The following is a 16,926-nucleotide window of genomic DNA, read 5'->3' as shown; positions in this document are numbered from 1 at the left end:
AAGACATGACTGCAACCGCTGAAGAGACCACCGCCACCGGCGCCGGCTCTGTCGGTCGTATCGCGCGGGTCATCGGCCCGGTCGTCGACATCGAGTTCCCCGTCGACGCGATGCCCGACATCTACAACAAGCTCGAGGCCGACATCACGCTCGGCGACGAGACCACCACCCTCCCCCTGGAGGTGGCCCAGCACATCGGCGACGGCATGGTCCGCGCGATCTCGCTGAAGCCGACCGACGGACTGGTCCGTGGCCAGGCGGTGACCGACACCGGCGCGCCGATCCAGGTCCCCGTCGGCGACGTCACCCTCGGCAAGGTGTTCAACGCGACCGGCGACTTCCTCAACCTCGAGGAGGGCGAGAAGGTCGAGGTCACCGAGCGCTGGGGCATCCACCGCAAGGCGCCGGCGTTCGACCAACTGGAGTCGAAGACCCAGATGTTCGAGACCGGCATCAAGGTGATCGACCTGCTGACGCCGTACGTCACCGGTGGAAAGATCGGTCTGTTCGGTGGCGCCGGTGTGGGCAAGACGGTGCTGATCCAGGAGATGATCGCCCGCGTCGCCAAGAACCACGGCGGTGTGTCGGTGTTCGCCGGTGTCGGTGAGCGCACCCGTGAGGGCAACGACCTGATCGAGGAGATGAAGGACGCCGGCGTCTTCGACAAGGTCGCCCTGGTCTTCGGTCAGATGGACGAGCCGCCGGGCACGCGTCTGCGCGTCGCCCTCTCCGCGCTGACGATGGCGGAGTACTTCCGCGACGTGCAGAGCCAGGACGTGCTGCTCTTCGTCGACAACATCTTCCGGTTCACCCAGGCCGGCTCGGAGGTCTCCACCCTGCTCGGCCGGATGCCGTCCGCGGTGGGCTACCAGCCGAACCTGGCCGACGAGATGGGTGTGCTCCAGGAGCGGATCACCTCGACGCGCGGTCGTTCGATCACCTCGATGCAGGCGATCTACGTGCCGGCGGACGACTACACCGACCCGGCGCCGGCGACCACGTTCGCCCACCTCGACGCCACCACCGAGCTCTCGCGTGAGATCGCTTCGCTCGGTATCTACCCGGCCGTGGACCCGCTGACCTCGACCTCGCGGATCCTGGACCCGCAGTACATCGGTCAGGACCACTACAACTGCGCCATCCGGATCAAGCAGATCCTGCAGCGGAACAAGGAGCTGCAGGACATCATCGCGATCCTCGGTGTCGACGAGCTGTCCGAAGAGGACAAGATCATCGTGTCCCGCGCCCGCCGCATCCAGCGGTTCCTGTCGCAGAACACCTATGTCGCCAAGCAGTTCACCGGCATCGAGGGCTCGACGGTCTCCGTCGGCGACACCATCGAGGCGTTCAACAAGATCGCCGACGGTGAGTACGACCACGTGGCCGAGCAGGCGTTCTTCATGTGCGGTGGCCTCGACGACGTCGAGCGCAACTGGGCCGAGATCCAGAAGAGCCTCTGACATGGCCGCAGACGTCGACTCCCTGCACGTCGAGCTCGTCGCTGCCGACCGGACCGTGTGGTCCGGTGAGGCGGCGATGGTGATCGCGCGCACCACCGAGGGTGATGTCGGTGTGCTGCGGGGTCACGCGCCGATGCTGTCCCTGCTCTCGCAGGCGGTCGTCGAGATCCAGGTGGCCGACACCGACGACGTGGTGATCGCCGCGGTCTCCGGTGGCTTCATCTCGGTGGCCAACGACCGGGTCTCGGTGCTCTCCGAGACCGTCGACCTGGGTGAGGACATCCACGTCGACGCCGTGCTCGCCGAGCTGGAGGAGGCCAAGCACCTGCTGGACTCCAACGACGAGGCCGAGCAGCGCGTGCGCCACGCCGAGGCGCGGCTGCGCGCAGCGGAGCGAGTCTCCTAACCGATGCACTGGTGGGAGTGGCTCATCGACACCGCGGGTGTCGTGCTGCTCCTGGCTCTTGGATACGGCGCCGGGCTGATCGTCCGGCGCCGTTTCCTCGCCCGCGACGGTGGCACCTTCGAGATGAGCCACCGGATCCGCGCCGACAAGCCCGGCCGCGGCTGGGCGCTGGGCCTGGGGCGATACTCCGGCGAACAGCTGGAGTGGTTCCGCGTCTTCAGCCTCTCCCCGCGGCCGAAGGCCCACTGGGCCCGGACCGAGTTGACCTTCGACCGCCAGCGCGACGCCGAGGGCGACGAGCTGACCTCCCTCTTCCCGGATCACCAGGTCATCGTCTGCACGGGTCCGCGGGGGCCGGTGGAGATGGCGATGAGCCCCTCGTCGCTGACCGGTTTCCAAGCCTGGCTCGAGGCGAAGCCCCCGGGCACCGACTGGAACCGCCGACGCTCGGCCCACTAGCTGTAGCCGGCACTCCTGCCGGTCCACGTCTCGGCTGCACCGGGCCGCGGCTCCCGGAGCCGGCGTCGATCAGTCGTCGAAAAGGCTGCGGATGTCGTCCGCGCCGATGCTGCCGCTCATCGCGTCGTCGCCGTCGATGACCTGGGCGAAGAGCTCGGCCTTGTGCGCCTTGAGCTCCATCACCTTCTCCTCGATCGTGTCGGTGGCGACCATCCGGTAGACGTGGACCCGCTCGGTCTGCCCGATCCGGTGGGCACGGTCCACCGCCTGCGCCTCCGCCGCCGGGTTCCACCACGGGTCCAGCACGAATACGTAGTCGGCCTCGGTGAGCGTCAGGCCGACGCCGCCCGCCTTCAGGGAGATCAGGAAGACCGGTTTGTCGCCCTCGCGGAACTCCTCGATCGCCCGCGCCCGGTCCCGGGTGCTGCCGTCCAGGTAGGCGGTGGGGATGCCGACGTCCGCCAGACCCTCGCGGACCCGGCCCAGGAACGAGGTGAACTGGCTGAAGACCAGCGCCCGGTGGCCCTCCTCGGTGAGCTCGGTGAGGTGCTCGAGCAGGACCTCCGTCTTGGCCGACCCGACCCGCTCGTGCTCCGGGTCGACGAGCGCCGGGTCCAGCGCGAGCAGCCGCAGCGTGGTCAGCGCGGAGAAGATGGCGACCCGGTTGCGGTCGAAGTCGTCGAGCAGGCCGAGCAGACGCTGCCTCTCCTTGGCGAGGTGGGTGTCGTAGATCCGGCGGTGCTTGTCGGAGAGCGCCACGTCCAACACCTGCTCCTGCTTCGGCGGCAGGTCCTTGGCCACCAGCTCCTTGGTGCGACGCAGCAGGAACGGCCGGATCCGCCGCCGGAAGCGCGCGAGCACCTGGGCGTCGTGGTCGCGCTCGACCGGACGCACGACCAGTTGCTGGAAGTCGCGCGGTCGGGGGTAGAGGCCGGGGACGCTGATCGACAGCAGCGCCCACAGCTCCATCAGTCGGTTCTCGAAGGGCGTCCCGGTCACCGCGAGGCGGAACGGCGCGGCGACGGAGCGGACCGCGGTGTACGTCTTGGACTGGTGGTTCTTCACGTGCTGCGCCTCGTCGAGGACGAGCCCGGACCACTCCTCGCCGGCGTACGCCTCGCGTGCCAGGCGCAGCAGTGTGTAGGTGGTCACCACGATGTCGTTGTCGCGGGCCAACGCCCCCACGTCGTCGGTACGACGACCAGCCACCCCGACCCGCAGGCCGGGCGCGTGCCGGCGGGCCTCGGTGGCCCAGGCGGTGACGACGCTGGTCGGGGCGACCACCAGGAACGGGGCGTCCTGCGGCCGCTCGGCGCGCGCGTGGGTGATCAGCGCCAGTACCTGCAGCGTCTTGCCGAGCCCCATGTCGTCGGCCAGCACCCCGCCCAGCCCGTGCTGCCAGAGGAAGGCCAGCCACCAGAAGCCCTGCTTCTGGTAGCCGCGCAGCGGGGTGCTCAGGCCGGTCGGCTCGGGTTCGGGGATCTCGGTGAGGTCCCGCAGCGCCCGGGCACGCCGGACCCACTCGGAGGCTTCGGCGTCGACCACGCCCGCCTCGGCCAGCTGCGCCCACAGCCCCAGGTCGTGACGGCCCACGCCGATCCGGTCGCCGTCGCGCTCCCGCAGCTCGCCCGCCGCGGTGACCACCTCGCGGAGCCGGTCGAACTCGGGCCGGTCGGTGGTGATGTAGAGGCCGCTCGGCAGCACCAGGTGGTCCTCGTCGCGGGTGAGTGCGGCCAGCACGTCGGGGAGCGGCACCGGCTCACCCTCCACGGTGACCGCCACCGCCAGGTCGAGCCAGTCGGTGGGGCCGTCCGCGGGGTCGCCGTCCTGGGTCGGCGCGACCAGGTCGAAGCTGATCCGCGGATCACCGGTGGCCTCGCGGAAATCGGGACGCTGATCCTCGACGACCCGGACCTCGGGGAGCGTGCGCAGGTGCGGCAGGTCGTGCAGGCCGAGCGCCAGCGCGTCGCCGTCGAGCAGCTCGTCGGTGCTCAGCAGCCGCGACGGCACGCTCTCCCGGACCTCGGCCTCGGCGCCGGCGTCGCGGAGCCCGCCGAGGTCGTCGGTGCTGTGCAGGCGGCAGCGGCGCTCGGAGGACCCCGTCCCATAGCTCCAGTGCCAGTCGAGCTCGGCCCGGGTGGCGGCGTGCCAGGTCACGGCGAGCTCGAGGACCGGGCGCAGCGGCGCGGGGACGGTGAGCGAGGCATCGGGGGAGCGGACCGGGAGCAGGCGCACCAGCCCCGGCAGCTGGTCGGTGAGCTGGTCGAGCTCGGCCTCCGGCACGGTCAGTGCCGCTCCCTCCAGCAGGTGACGGGCGGCCGGCGGCAGCGGGGTCAGTGTCTCGGCCAGCGTGAGCACCCCGTCGTCGAGGAGCCCGACGCTGCGGGCCGGGTGGCCGATCGGCAGCACCTCGTCCCCGTGCCAGGTCCGCTCGCCGTCGTCGATGGCGACCAGCACCTGGTGGGCCCGGCCACGCTCGGCCGCCGTCACGTCGACGACCAGCTCGACCGGGTCCCGGCGCAGAGCGACCGCGCGCAGCGGAGGCACCGTGAGGAGGGTCACGCCCGACTCCTCCGCGTCGCGGAGCAGGCGGAGGGCGGCCGGGCCGAACTCCTCCAGGGAGGGCTGTTGCGTGCTGTAGTTGCCGACCCGGTGCACGTGCAGCATCGCCTGGAGCGCGCCCATCGCGGCGGACTGGGCGGGGGATGGGCACCAGCCGCGGTGGTGTGGGCGAGATCCGCCCACTCGGCGCCGCCACGGACCCAGGGCTGGCGGTTGCCGGGGCGCAGCGGACGGACCCGCACGGAGCGGGAGCCCGGCCGGTTGCTGCTACGGCGACGGTCCAGGCTGAACTCCAGCGCCAGCGGCACCTGGCTGTGCGCGCCGCTGCTCGACCGGAGCTCCTCGACCAGCCGCCCCAGGCTCTGGCGCCAGCCGGCGGTCTCCGCCCGCGCGCCGACGAAGCCGCGACGGAGGTGCAGCGCGAGCGCGGCGCCGTGCTTGCACAGCGAGCGCACCGGGCAGGTGCAGACGGTGAACAGCCAGCCGCTGCCGCCCGGGGCGCCGATCTCGGCGTGCATCTGCACCTGGTAGGGCTCCGGGCGGGTCCCCGGCACGGTGGCGGTGGCGGTCACCGACCCCTGGCTGAGGGAGTTCAGCTCCACGTCGGTCACGCTGCCGACGTACCCGGCTGCGCGCTCCAGCGTCTCCGGCGCGAAGTGCTCGGAGAGGAAGTCGTCGGTCAGTCCCGCCAGGATGTTCATCGCTGGCTCATCGTGGCACGGAGTCAACCGGTGGCCCGCACCGAGACCGGACCGACGTCCGCGCCGGCGGTGTCGGGCCGAGTGGTGCGTGGTGACCGGGCCGGGCTCAGCCTCCAGGCTCAGTCCGTGGAGCGCTCGCCGCCCGGCACCCACAGCACGTCGCCGCGCTCGCGGTTCGCGTGGCGCGCCAGGATGAAGACCAGGTCGGAGAGCCGGTTCAGGTAGGTGATCGCCAGCGTGTTCATGGTCGCGGCGTGCTCGGCGTGCGCCGCCCACCCGGCGCGCTCGGCGCGCCGCACCACGGTGCGGGCCACGTGCAGGTGGGCCGCCGCCACCGTCCCGCCGTTGAGGATGAAGGAGCGCAGCTTCGGCAGGTGCTCGTTGTACTCGTCGCACCAGCCCTCGAGGCGGTCGACGTACTGCTGCTCGATCCGCAGCGGGGGGTACTCGGGGTCGGCCACGACCGGCGTGCACAGGTCGGCGCCGACGTCGAAGAGGTCGTTCTGCACCCGGGTGAGGACGGTGACCACGTCGTCGTCGAGACCGCCGGTCGCCAGCGCCACCCCGATGTGGGCGTTCGCCTCGTCCACCTCGGCGTACGCGGCCAGACGCAGATCGGTCTTCGTCGTGACGCTCATGTCGCCGAGGCGGGTCTCGCCGGCGTCTCCGGTCCGTGTGTAGATCCGGGTCAGGTTCACCATGGCGCACACCTTAGGACGTGGGACGCAGCGGGTGCGCCGCTGGAGGTCGACGGCCGCGCTTCGCTCGACGCCAAGAGGTGGACACGGAACCTGGAGGACACGCGAAGTTTTCTCGTGCGCGGTGCAACCTTCGGCGGCTTCGGCGCGTCAGTGTAGGTGTGAGCGAGGCCACCCTCGCCGACGACGACGCCAGGGACGAGTGCCAGCGGAAGGGAGTGCGGTTGTGACCAGCGATGTGACCGGCGATGTGACCGGCGATGTGAGCACCGTGCAGATCACCTCCGACGGTCCCACCCTGCTGCTCAGCGGCGACTTCGACGTCCGTTCCACCGCGAGCGTGCGCAATGCGATCTACGACCACCTCTTCTGCTGGGACGGCGACATCGTGGTCGACCTCCACGCCGTGCCTTCGGTCGACCTGACGGCGTTGAAGGTGCTCGGCGCTGCCTGTCGCCGGGCCTCGGTCGAGGGGCAGCACATCGTGGTCCGCGGCGCCACCGGGCAAGTGCTGCGGATGCTCCACCTCACCCACCTGATCCGGGTGATCGAGGTGGAGCGCGAGCCGATCGCCGTCTGATCCACGCCGGACCGAGGGGCGGGGCGCAGCACCGGACGTTGCGGATCCCACAACGGACTCTGTTACCGCCGGGTATCGATCCGTCCTACGCTTCGCACATGAGCACCACTCCTGCGTCTGCCGCCGAGGGTCCGGTCAACCACCCCAAGGATCGTCCGTGGGTGATGCGGACCTACGCGGGGCACTCCACGGCGGAGGCGTCGAACGCCCTCTACCGCAACAACCTCGCCAAGGGGCAGACCGGCCTGTCCGTGGCGTTCGACCTGCCCACGCAGACCGGCTACGACCCGGACAGCCCGCTGTCGCGCGGCGAGGTGGGGAAGGTCGGCGTACCGGTGCCGCACCTGGGGGAGATGCGCAAGCTCTTCGACCAGATCCCGCTCACCGACATGAACACGTCGATGACGATCAACGCACCGGCGATGTGGCTGCTCGCCATGTACCAGGTGGTCGCCGAGGAGCAGAACCCCGACTCCACGCCCGAGCAGGTCGCCGGTCAGCTCGCCGGCACCACCCAGAACGACATCATCAAGGAGTACCTCTCGCGGGGTACCTACGTCTTCGGGCCGGAGCACTCGCTGCGACTGACCGCGGACATGATCGCCTACACGGTCAACAACATCCCGAAGTGGAACCCGATCAACATCTGCAGCTATCACCTGCAGGAGGCGGGTGCGACGCCGACGCAGGAGCTGGCCTACGCGCTGTGCACCGCGATCGCGGTGCTCGACACCGTGAAGAACGCCGGCCAGGTCAGCGACGAGGACTTCGAGAAGGTCGTCGGCCGGATCTCCTTCTTCGTCAACGCCGGCGTCCGCTTCATCGAGGAGACGTGCAAGATGCGCGCCTTCGTGGAACTGTGGGACGAGATCACCCGGGAGCGCTATGGCGTCCAGGACCCCAAGATGCGCCGTTTCCGCTACGGCGTCCAGGTCAACAGCCTCGGCCTGACCGAGGCGCAGCCGGAGAACAACGTCCAGCGGATCGTGCTGGAGATGCTCGGTGTGACGCTGTCGAAGAACGCCCGCGCCCGCGCGGTGCAGCTGCCCGCCTGGAACGAGGCGCTCGGCCTGCCGCGGCCCTGGGACCAGCAGTGGTCCCTGCGCCTGCAGCAGGTGCTCGCCTTCGAGTCCGACCTCCTCGAGTACGACGACATCTTCGACGGCTCGCACGTGATCGAGGCGAAGGTGGCCGAGCTGGTGGCCGGCGCCAAGGCCGAGATCGACCGGGTCCAGGCGATGGGCGGTGCGATCGCCGCGGTCGACTCGGGCTACATGAAGCAGGAGCTGGTCTCCTCGCACGCCGCGCGCCGGGCTCGGATCGAGGCGGGCGACGAGGCGATCGTCGGCGTCAACAGGTTCGAGACCACCGAGCAGAGCCCGCTCACCGCCGACCTCGACGGGGCGATCATGGTCGCCGACCCCGAGGCCGAGCGGGCCGCGCTCGCCTCCGTGGCCGCCTGGAAGGAGCAGCGCGACGCGGGTGAGGTCGAGGCCGCGCTGGCCCGGGTCGCCGAGGATGCCAAGAGCGGAGCGAACCTGATGGAGGCGACGTTGGCCGCGGCCCGCGCCGGGGCCACCACGGGGAGTGGGCCGGCACGCTGCGCGAGGTCTTCGGTGAGTTCCGCGCCCCGACCGGTGTCGGCGGAGCGGTGGGAGTGGCCGAGGCCGGCGCCGAGCTGAGCGCCGTGCGGGAGCGGGTCAGGACGACCGGCGAGGAGCTGGGCGGCCGGCTCCGCCTGCTGATCGGCAAGCCGGGGCTGGACGGGCACTCCAACGGCGCCGAGCAGATCGCCGTACGCGCGCGGGACGCCGGCTTCGAGGTCATCTACCAGGGCATCCGGCTCACCCCCGAGCAGATCGTCGCGGCCGCGGTGGCCGAGGACGTGCACTGCGTCGGCCTGTCGATCCTGTCCGGGTCCCACATGGAGCTGGTGCCGGCCGTGCTCGAGGGCCTGCGGGCCGAAGGCATGAACGACGTGCCGGTGATCGTTGGTGGGATCATTCCCGAGTCCGACGGCCGGCGCCTGGTCGACTCCGGGGTCGCTGCCGTCTACACCCCCAAGGACTTCGGGTTGACCGAGATCATGGGAGGCATCGTCGACGTGATCCGCCGGGCCAACGGGCTGGGGTGAACCCGCCCACGCCGTGAGACGCAGGCCACATCGGTTAGGTCTGCCTAGCCTCACCGTTTACGCTGGTGTCGTGGGCAAGAAGAAGCAGGCGAAGGCGAACGTCAAGCGCCTGCCCAAGACCAAGTGCTGCGTGTCGAAGAAGCGCTGTGATCGCTGCCCCCTGCGCATGCTCAAGGAAGGCACCCTTCCCGAGGGCTACACCGTGAAGAAGCGTGAGCTGGTCCGCGTGGACGGCAAGAAGGTCACCAAGAAGAAGCTGGCCAAGGCCGCCTGACCGGACGACTCCACGGCGAAGCGGAGCCTTGCCTGAGAGGCGACGGCCCGACGATCGCCCTAGGCTGACCGCATGGCTGCCACTCGATTCACCGACCAGCTCAACGTCCAGATCGGCAACGAGTTCGCGGCGCACCACCAGTACCTGGCGTGCGCCGTCTACTACGACGCCCTGACGATGCCGCAGATGGCGGCCCTCTTCTACTCGCAGGCGCTCGAGGAGCGCCAGCACGCGATGATGATGGTGCAGTATCTCCTCGACACCGACGCTCCGGTGAAGATCCCCGGCGTCGAGGCGCCGGTCGCCGAGTTCGCCGACGTCGTGGCGCCCGTCCAGCTCGCACTGGACCAGGAGAAGACCGTCACCGAGCAGATCAACGGCCTGCTGCGCATCGCTCGTGAGGAGAACGACTACGCCTCGGAGCAGTTCATGCAGTGGTTCATCAAGGAGCAGGTCGAGGAGGTCGCCTCGATGAGCGACCTGCTCGCCGTGGTGACCCGCAGCCAGGACGACCTCAACGACATCGAGGACTGGGTCGCCCGGGAGGAGGGCGGCGCCGACGCCGACCCGACCGCACCGCCGGCCGCCGGCGACTGATCCGGCTCGGCTCAGCCGGTGCGTCCGCGCCGGCGGTAGAGCCAGGTGGCCACGACGACGCCCCCCGCGGTGCCCAGCAGACCGGCGATCCCCGGGGTGGCGTCGCCACCGAGGGCGACACCGAGGGCGATGGCGCCGAAGCCGCAGGCGAGGACCAGCAGGATGAGGGCCGCGTTGCGGAACATCTCCGAGAAGTACGTCGCGGTGAAGCTCCGCTCGGTGCTGCCGTCGGCCGATCTCGCCGCCGCCGGTCTCGGTGCCGGCGTCGCTGTCGACCCGGTGGCGTCCGGCGGCTCCGGTGCCAGCGGTCCCGGCAGGTCGAGCACCCGCACCACGGCGTCCACGCGGAGCGGACCGTAGAGGTGCGGGAAGGTGACGCCCGACCCCGGCTCCGCCTCCTCCTCGACGACAGGTACGTCGAGGAGGTCGGTGTCGATCTGGAGCAGGACCAGCGGCTCGGTGACGTCGGCGTAGAACGCGTCGCGCACACCCGTCCACTGGTCGGCGCGGCTGGCGTGGATGAATCCCTCCTCGGCCAGGCTGCGTCCTCGGGTGGAGACCGTGTAGACACCGGCTGCCTGCGCCGCTGCCCAGTCCGAGGAGAGCGCCAGGTGGAAGACGGTGCTCATCGCGCGCTCCGCCGGCCGATCAGAAGAGCCGGTCGGTGGGGTCGTCAATGCCTCGCAGGGCGTCGTAGTCGACGACGGCGCAGCTGATGCCGCGATCGCCGGCGAGGACCCGGGCCTGCGGCTTGATCTCCTGGGCGGCGAAGATGCCGCGCACCGGTGCCAGCAGCGGGTCCCGGTTGAGCAGCTCCAGGTAGCGGGTCAGCTGCTCGACCCCGTCGATCTCACCGCGCCGCTTGATCTCCACGGCCACGCTGACGCCGTCGGCATCACGGCACATCAGGTCGACCGGTCCGATCGCGGTGGGGTACTCGCGTCGTACCAGGCTCAGACCGGGCAGCAGGGTGCCGGGATGCTCGGCGAGCAGCTCCTGGAGGTGCTTCTCGACGCCGTCCTTCTGCAGGCCGGGGTCGATGCCGAGCTCGTGGGAGGAGTCGTGCTGGATCTCCTCGATCAGGATGCGCAGGGTGTCGGGCGCCTGGTTCTTGGTGGCCTTGGCGGTGACGGTCCACTCGACCGTGCCGTCCTCGGTGGTGCCCTCACGCACGGTGCACGGCGGCGACATCCAGTTGAGCGGCTTGTAGGAGCCACCGTCGGAGTGCACCAGCACGGAGCCGTCCGACTTCAGCATCAGCACCCTGGTCGCCATCGGCAGGTGCGCGCTGAGCCGTCCGGCGTAGTCGACCTGGCAGCGTGCGACGACGATCCTCACAGTGCGGCAGGCTACCGGCCCTACCCCAGGGGGCTGCCACGTGAGGTGCGTCCCACATTGTTACCGACGGGTAGTCAGGGTGCCCGCGGGGTGTCACACTCCCTGCCATGACTTCGAGCGAGCAGATCTTCGACACCCTCGTGCTGCCGTACCTCAACCACGCGGTGCGGATGTACGAGGTGGACTACGCCTCGGTGACCGACATCGACGCCGGCATGCGCTTCGGCTGCGGCTACGCCCAGGGACCGCTGGCCGTGATCGACGAGCTGGGTGCGGGTTCGGTCCGCGACCGCCTCGCTGCCCGGTACGCCGAGACCGGCGACCGCCTGCACCAGCCGGCCGAGCTGCTGGAGAAGCTGGCTGCCGAGGGCGGCACGTTCGCGGGACTCTGCGCGGACTCCGGTGCCGCGGCGCCGGAGCTGAAGCGCGACATCGCCACCGTCGGTGTGGTCGGCACCGGCACCATGGCCTCGGGCATCGCCCAGGTCTTCGCGCAGGCCGGCTACGACGTCGTCTACGTCGGCCGCAGCCAGGAGAAGCTCGACGGCGTCGTCGGCTACATCACCAAGAACCTCGACCGCGCGATCGCCAAGGGGAAGTCGACCGAGGACGACAAGACGGCCGTGCTCGGCCGACTGAGCGGCGCCACCTCCCGCGCGGCACTCGCCGAGGCGGACATCGTGGTGGAGGCGATCGCCGAGGACCTCGACGTCAAGCTCGAGCTCTTCGGTGACCTCGACGGCATCTGCAAGCCGGGCGCGATCCTCGCCACCACGACCTCCTCGCTGTCGATCACCCAGCTCGGTGCGGCCACCGACCGGCCCGCCGACGTGATCGGGATGCACTTCTTCAACCCGGCACCGGTGATGAAGCTGGTCGAGGTGGTCACCACCCCGGCCACCGCTGCCGACGTCGACGAGACCGTGAAGGCGCTGTGCGCGAAGGTCGGCAAGGTGGCCGTCTCCTGCGGCGACCGTGCCGGCTTCATCGTCAACTGCCTGCTCTTCCCCTACCTCAACGACGCGGTGCTGCTCCACGAGTCGGGTATCGAGCTGGCCGTCATCGACGCCGCGATCAAGGAGAGCGCCGGCTTCCCGATGGGACCGTTCGAGCTGCTCGACGTGGTCGGCAACGACGTGTCCCTGGCGATCCAGAAGGAGCTGCACGGCGAGTTCGAGGAGGACGGTCTGGCGCCGGCGAGGACGCTGGAGGCGAAGGTCGCCGCCGGTCACCTGGGACGCAAGACCAAGCAGGGGTTCCACAGCTACTGATCCGGCGCACGCCGACGACAGAGGCCCGGACCGTTCGACGGTCCGGGCCTCTGTCATCGCCGATGAGGCGGTGGGTCAGCGCCGTGAGGTGCAGACCCAGGTCCACACCTTGACCCTGCCGGGCCCGCGCACCGCGTTGCGTGCCTTCCGGATCGCCTTCGACTTGGTGAAGGCGGCCCGCCCAGCCCACTCCTGGAGCACCCCGTTGCGGCCGCGCCACGCAACGGCCGCGCATCCGTTCCTCACCCACACAGCCCTCGTGCAGGCGCCCCGGGCATCCGGGTTGCGCTTCTTGCACTTGGTCTGGACGGCGGCGACGGCGCGCTTCTTGGTGCCGTAGTTGTAGCCCCAGACGGCGTCGCCGGTCCTCGGGTTCACCGAGATCGCGCCGTAGCAGCGGGGCACGCGGCAGCCGAGCCGGGCGTTGGCGCGCTCCGGGGTCTGGGCCTCCGCGCCCCGGACGGATGACGGCGTCGCCGGCTCGGCGTTGGCGCTCGGAGCCGCGACCAGCAGCGCCGCGAGCAGGACGCTCGCGACGGCCGCGAGTCCGGTCAGGCGCACGGGGGAGAGAAGCGGTGCATGGGTGTACTCCACGAGTGGTTCTGGTGATGGATGACTGCTCAGGTGTGTTCCCGCTGAGGTCGATGCGAAACAAGCCGACCGATGGCGGATCCGGTGTCGAGGCTTGGGACACTGGGGCGGTGAGCCTCAACACCCTGGACGTCGGCCAGCGCGGCAGCCGGATCCTCTTCCTGCACGGCCTCTTCGGCCAGGGGCGCAACTGGATGACGATCGGCAAGGCGCTCGCCGACGAGCACCGGATCACCATGGTCGACCTCCCCGACCACGGACGGTCACCGTGGACGGAGCGGTTCGACTACCTCACCGTGGCCGACGCCGTCGCCGCGCTGATCGACGCCAGCGATCCGGCGACCGTCGTCGGCCACTCGATGGGCGGCAAGGTCGCCATGCTGCTCGCGCTGCGCCACCCCGACCTGGTACGACGCCTGGTGGTCGCCGACATGTCGCCGGTGCGCTACCGCGAGACCCCCGGCGGTCTGGCGCGCTACGCACGCGCGCTGGACCACCTCGACCTCTCCGCCGTGTCCGGCCGCGAGGACGCCGATCGGCTGCTCCGGGCCGAGGTGGACGACCCGACCGTGCGGTCCTTCCTGCTCCAGAACCTGCGCCGGGACTCCGGCCCGTCCGGGTGGCGCTGGCAGGCGAACCTCGCCCTGCTCGAGCGCGACATGCCGCTGATCGCCGACTGGCCCGAGGACGCGCTGGACGGGGTGGCGCCGTACCAGGGGCCGGTGCTGTGGGTGGCCGGCGGGCGTTCGAGCTATGTCACGGCGGAGTACGAGCCGGCCATGGAGCGGTGGTTCCCTCGCCACCGCAAGCTGGTGATCAAGCAGGCCGGGCACTGGGTGCACTCCGAGCAGCCGGAGATCTTCACCGAAGCGGTGCGCCGCTTCACCAACGGCTGACGCCGGGGTCGCTACCGGGTTTGTGTCGGACGGTCCTGGTGGACTTCGGGGCGTGTCCACCGCAACCCTCGACGCCACAGTGCTTCCGTTGCCTTCGCCGGGGTCGCGCGCGGCCGTGGTGTTGGAGCGTGCGGGTGAGGCGGTGGGCGAGGTGGCCGACCTGCCGGTCGAGGTGCTCGATGAGCGCGGATTGACGGACGCGGTGACGACCGTGGCGCGGTTGCGGTCACAGTTGCAGGCCGTCGAGTTGGCGTTGGCCGCCGAGGCCGAGCAGCGCCGGGTCGCCGCGGATGCGGGGGACACGGGTGCGGATGCGTGGTTGTCACGGTTGACAGGGGAGCGGCGTGAGCAGTTGCGGGGCGGGCTACGGCTGGCGCGTCTGCTGCGTGAGCGCTACCGAGCGACCGCGCGGGCATTGGGGGCCGGCGAGATCCGGCTCGAGCAGGCGCGGGTGATCGTGGAGGGTCTGGAGGTCTCCGCCGACGACGTTCCCGAGACGCTGCGGGTGCAGGCGGAGGAGTTGATGATCGCCAAGGCCACCGGTGCAGCGACCCGGACGGGTGTGCCGATGCCGCCGACGGGTTTGCGGCGTGCGGTGCGGCGGGTCTATGGCCGGCTGGATGCCGACATCGCGGCGATGCACCTACGCCGCAGTGTGCGTCGCAACCACCAGCGTGGTGTCACGAAGACGTGGTTCACCCTGCACGACAACGGCGATGGCACCTGTGCGGGACGGTTCTGTGTGCCGGAGCTGCACGGGCAGGTGCTGCGCACGGTGTTGGAGACGTTGTCGGCTCCGCGGCGCTTCGGCCGCGATGGCACCGGGACGCCGTTGGTGGATGCCTCGGCGGGGACCGAGACGTCGGGGTTGGGGTGGTGCGACAAGCTCGGGCGGGCGTTCTGCGAACTTCTGGAGCATCTGCCCACGGATCGGTTGCCGCGTTCGGTGTTCACGTTGATGGCGACCATCGACCTGGACAGCCTCCGCAGCGGCCTGAACGCCGCCGGGGTCGGGACGAGCACGACGGGTGCGGATCTGGACGCGGGTGAGGTGCGGCGGTTGGCGTGTGAGGCGGGGATCGTGCCCGCGGTGCTGGGTGGGGCGAGTGTGCCGCTGGACCTGGGTCGGACCCGGCGGTTGCACACCGAGAAGCAGCGCCAAGCCCTCGGTCTGGTCCATGACTCGTGTGCGATCGCGTCGTGTGATCGGCCGTTCGCGTGGACCGAGATCCATCACACCCACGCCTGGTCCGCGGGCGGGGCCACTGACCTGGCCAACGCGGTCCCGTTGTGCTGGGCCCACCACCGCGCCGTCCACGACGGCCGCTTCGACCTCATCCGTCACTCCGCGAGCGAATGGGTCCTGCACCGCCGACGACGATGCTGAACCCACGGTGAATCGAGGCGCTCAGTCCTCGCCCGCCTGGCGGGCCCGGTAGGCAGCGACCGCGTTCCGATTGCCGCAGGCGGTCGAGCAGAACCGGCGGGAGCGGTTGCGGGACAGGTCGACGACGACCCCCTCGCACTCCTCGTCGGCGCACACGTCGAGCCGGCTGAGCTCATCGGCGCGGATCACGTCGATCATCGCCATCGCGGTCTCCACGATGATCCGCTCGGCCAGCGGTCGGTCGTCCGCGACCGCGTGCAGGTGCCAGTCGAAGGCGTCGTGGCGGACCAGTTGGGGGAGCGCGCTGTGCTCGGCGAGCATCCGGTTCACGATCTCGACGGCGCCGTCCCGGTCGGCGACCAGGAGGTCGCGCATCGGTGCGCGGGCGGCACGGACCTCCTCCAGCTCGGCAGCGTCCCCGTCGTGGCGACCGGTGTACTCGAACTCCGCCATGAAGGTCGCGAGGTCGGCGACGGTGCTCAGGGTGTCCGGTGGATCGGCACTGTTGACCAGATAGGCGGCCGCCTGCAGGGCGGTGGCGGTGTCATGAGCGAAAACCACTTTGACAGGTTACACGCTCGCCCGTATCGTCATGACCCATGGCGACGATGACTCATGACACGGCGGAGGTGCGCGCGGCGACCACCACCCGAGGACTGACCCTGGCCCTGGTGTCCGCGGCGACCTTCGGCATGTCGGGGGCACTCGCGCGTCCGCTGCTCGACGCCGGTTGGACGCCCGGCGCCGTCGTACTGATCCGGATCCTGATCGGGGCCGCCGTGGTCCTCCCGTTCGGGATCGCGGCGCTGCGCGGTCGGTGGCACCTGCTGCGGAGCAACCTGACCCGCGTCACGCTCTACGGGGTGCTGGCCGTCGCGGGGGCGCAGTTCTGCTACTTCTCCGCCGTGCAGTACATGAAGGTCGGGCCGGCCCTGATGATCGAGTACACCGCGCCGGTGGCCGTCGTCCTCTGGCTGTGGCTGCGCCACGGGCAGCGCCCCGGACCCACCACGCTGGCCGGCGCGGCCGTGGCCGCGCTCGGTCTGCTGCTGGTGCTCGAGGTGTTCTCGGGCGTGGGCGTGGACCCGCTCGGGGTCGCCTGGGCCCTCGGTGCGATGGTCGGCGCGGCGACGTACTTCCTGATCTCGGCCGACGACCGCTCCGGCCTGCCGCCGATGAGCCTGGCCGCCGGCGGCCTGCTGGTCGGTGGGGGCATGCTCGGTCTCCTCGCCCTGCTCGGCGTGCTGCCGATGCACGCCACCACCGCCGCGGTCGAGTACGGCGACCTCGAGCTCACCTGGTGGGTGCCGCTGCTGGCGCTCGGCATCCTGACCGCCGCCGTCTCCTACGTGACCGGCATCGGGGCCGCCCGGGTGCTCGGATCGCGAGTGGCCTCGTTCGTCGCGCTGGGCGAGGTCGTCTTCGCCGTCGGCTGGGCCTGGCTGCTGCTGTCCGAGCTGCCCGGCTGGGGTCAGCTGGTCGGCGGTGTGCTGATCCTCGCGGGAGTGATCGGGGTCAAGATCGGGGAGCGGTCCGTGGTCGACACCGCCGAACCCGTCACGGTCTGAGCGT

The 16,926-nt window shown here is 70.6% G+C and carries 19 protein-coding genes; 12 read left to right on the top strand and 7 right to left on the bottom strand.

Annotated elements, in window-relative coordinates:
- The first annotated feature begins 5 nt into the window (after positions 1–5).
- The 3 genes from atpD to FIV43_RS09355 are packed head-to-tail and all read left to right on the top strand — an operon-like array spanning position 6 to position 2,325.
- Positions 6–1,460: a F0F1 ATP synthase subunit beta gene (atpD, locus tag FIV43_RS09365; RefSeq protein WP_141013909.1), complete on the top strand. Its 1,455-nt coding sequence runs from the start codon at positions 6–8 to the stop codon at positions 1,458–1,460.
- Between the two features lies 1 nt (position 1,461).
- Positions 1,462–1,866 carry a F0F1 ATP synthase subunit epsilon gene (locus tag FIV43_RS09360; RefSeq protein ID WP_141013908.1) on the top strand — a complete coding sequence of 135 codons (405 nt, stop codon included), beginning with the start codon at positions 1,462–1,464 and terminating at the stop codon, positions 1,864–1,866.
- 3 nt (positions 1,867–1,869) lie between these two features.
- Positions 1,870–2,325, top strand: coding sequence for a DUF2550 domain-containing protein (locus FIV43_RS09355; protein WP_141013907.1), 456 nt, complete (start codon positions 1,870–1,872; stop codon positions 2,323–2,325).
- Between the two features lie 69 nt (positions 2,326–2,394).
- On the opposite strand, the gene FIV43_RS23500 is transcribed toward FIV43_RS09355, so the two are convergent.
- From FIV43_RS23500 to FIV43_RS09345, 3 genes are all read right to left on the bottom strand, one after another.
- A complete protein-coding gene (locus FIV43_RS23500) occupies positions 2,395–4,992 on the bottom strand; it encodes a DEAD/DEAH box helicase (RefSeq protein WP_331251071.1) in 2,598 nt (865 codons plus the stop codon).
- Positions 4,884–5,588: an SWIM zinc finger family protein gene (locus tag FIV43_RS22255; protein ID WP_231123883.1), complete on the bottom strand. Its 705-nt coding sequence runs from the start codon at positions 5,586–5,588 to the stop codon at positions 4,884–4,886. The genes FIV43_RS23500 and FIV43_RS22255 overlap by 109 nt, the downstream gene beginning before the upstream one ends.
- Before the next feature lie 119 nt (positions 5,589–5,707).
- Complete coding sequence (locus FIV43_RS09345) at positions 5,708–6,289, bottom strand: cob(I)yrinic acid a,c-diamide adenosyltransferase (RefSeq protein ID WP_141013905.1); 582 nt, start codon at positions 6,287–6,289, stop codon at positions 5,708–5,710.
- Between the two features lie 223 nt (positions 6,290–6,512).
- Between FIV43_RS09345 and FIV43_RS09340 the strand changes: the two genes are divergently transcribed.
- The 5 genes from FIV43_RS09340 (at position 6,513) to FIV43_RS09325 (ending at position 9,871) form a co-directional block, all read left to right on the top strand.
- The gene (locus FIV43_RS09340; RefSeq protein ID WP_231123882.1) at positions 6,513–6,866 is read left to right on the top strand and encodes an STAS domain-containing protein; all 354 of its coding nucleotides are present in this window, start codon (positions 6,513–6,515) and stop codon (positions 6,864–6,866) included.
- A 98-nt stretch (positions 6,867–6,964) separates the two neighbouring features.
- Complete coding sequence (locus FIV43_RS09335; RefSeq protein ID WP_231123881.1) at positions 6,965–8,548, top strand: methylmalonyl-CoA mutase family protein; 1,584 nt, start codon at positions 6,965–6,967, stop codon at positions 8,546–8,548.
- Complete coding sequence (locus tag FIV43_RS22250; protein WP_231123880.1) at positions 8,524–9,000, top strand: cobalamin B12-binding domain-containing protein; 477 nt, start codon at positions 8,524–8,526, stop codon at positions 8,998–9,000. Before FIV43_RS09335 ends, FIV43_RS22250 begins: the two co-directional genes overlap by 25 nt.
- A 70-nt stretch (positions 9,001–9,070) precedes the next feature.
- Positions 9,071–9,274, top strand: coding sequence for a hypothetical protein (locus FIV43_RS09330; RefSeq protein ID WP_141013904.1), 204 nt, complete (start codon positions 9,071–9,073; stop codon positions 9,272–9,274).
- A gap of 72 nt (positions 9,275–9,346) precedes the next feature.
- Positions 9,347–9,871 (top strand): ferritin, encoded by a 525-nt coding sequence (locus tag FIV43_RS09325; RefSeq protein WP_141013903.1) that lies wholly within the window; start codon positions 9,347–9,349, stop codon positions 9,869–9,871.
- A gap of 11 nt (positions 9,872–9,882) precedes the next feature.
- Here the strand turns inward: FIV43_RS09325 and FIV43_RS21420 are convergent, their stop codons facing one another.
- The gene (locus FIV43_RS21420) at positions 9,883–10,500 is read right to left on the bottom strand and encodes a DUF952 domain-containing protein (RefSeq protein ID WP_196781023.1); all 618 of its coding nucleotides are present in this window, start codon (positions 10,498–10,500) and stop codon (positions 9,883–9,885) included.
- A gap of 19 nt (positions 10,501–10,519) precedes the next feature.
- Positions 10,520–11,209 (bottom strand): endonuclease NucS, encoded by a 690-nt coding sequence (nucS, locus tag FIV43_RS09315; RefSeq protein WP_141013902.1) that lies wholly within the window; start codon positions 11,207–11,209, stop codon positions 10,520–10,522.
- Between the two features lie 107 nt (positions 11,210–11,316).
- Between nucS and FIV43_RS09310 the strand changes: the two genes are divergently transcribed.
- Complete coding sequence (locus FIV43_RS09310; protein WP_141013901.1) at positions 11,317–12,480, top strand: 3-hydroxyacyl-CoA dehydrogenase family protein; 1,164 nt, start codon at positions 11,317–11,319, stop codon at positions 12,478–12,480.
- A gap of 75 nt (positions 12,481–12,555) precedes the next feature.
- Here the strand turns inward: FIV43_RS09310 and FIV43_RS09305 are convergent, their stop codons facing one another.
- Positions 12,556–13,074, bottom strand: coding sequence for a DUF4189 domain-containing protein (locus FIV43_RS09305; RefSeq protein ID WP_181407738.1), 519 nt, complete (start codon positions 13,072–13,074; stop codon positions 12,556–12,558).
- Positions 13,075–13,181: 107 nt separating this feature from the next.
- On the opposite strand from FIV43_RS09305, the gene FIV43_RS09300 reads away from it, so the two are divergent.
- Both FIV43_RS09300 and FIV43_RS09295 read left to right on the top strand, forming a co-directional pair.
- A complete protein-coding gene (locus tag FIV43_RS09300) occupies positions 13,182–13,967 on the top strand; it encodes an alpha/beta fold hydrolase (RefSeq protein ID WP_231123879.1) in 786 nt (261 codons plus the stop codon).
- 52 nt (positions 13,968–14,019) lie between these two features.
- Positions 14,020–15,354, top strand: coding sequence for an HNH endonuclease signature motif containing protein (locus tag FIV43_RS09295; protein WP_181407737.1), 1,335 nt, complete (start codon positions 14,020–14,022; stop codon positions 15,352–15,354).
- A 21-nt stretch (positions 15,355–15,375) separates the two neighbouring features.
- Here FIV43_RS09295 and FIV43_RS09290 read toward each other — a convergent pair whose 3' ends face one another.
- Positions 15,376–15,915 carry a CGNR zinc finger domain-containing protein gene (locus FIV43_RS09290; protein WP_141013897.1) on the bottom strand — a complete coding sequence of 180 codons (540 nt, stop codon included), beginning with the start codon at positions 15,913–15,915 and terminating at the stop codon, positions 15,376–15,378.
- 38 nt (positions 15,916–15,953) lie between these two features.
- Between FIV43_RS09290 and FIV43_RS09285 the strand changes: the two genes are divergently transcribed.
- A complete protein-coding gene (locus tag FIV43_RS09285; protein WP_141013896.1) occupies positions 15,954–16,922 on the top strand; it encodes an EamA family transporter in 969 nt (322 codons plus the stop codon).
- Positions 16,923–16,926 lie beyond the last annotated feature (4 nt).

The sequence above is a fragment of the Nocardioides sambongensis genome, from assembly GCF_006494815.1.
Taxonomy (GTDB): domain Bacteria; phylum Actinomycetota; class Actinomycetes; order Propionibacteriales; family Nocardioidaceae; genus Nocardioides; species Nocardioides sambongensis.
This window is presented reverse-complemented; position numbering and strand designations above follow the sequence as displayed.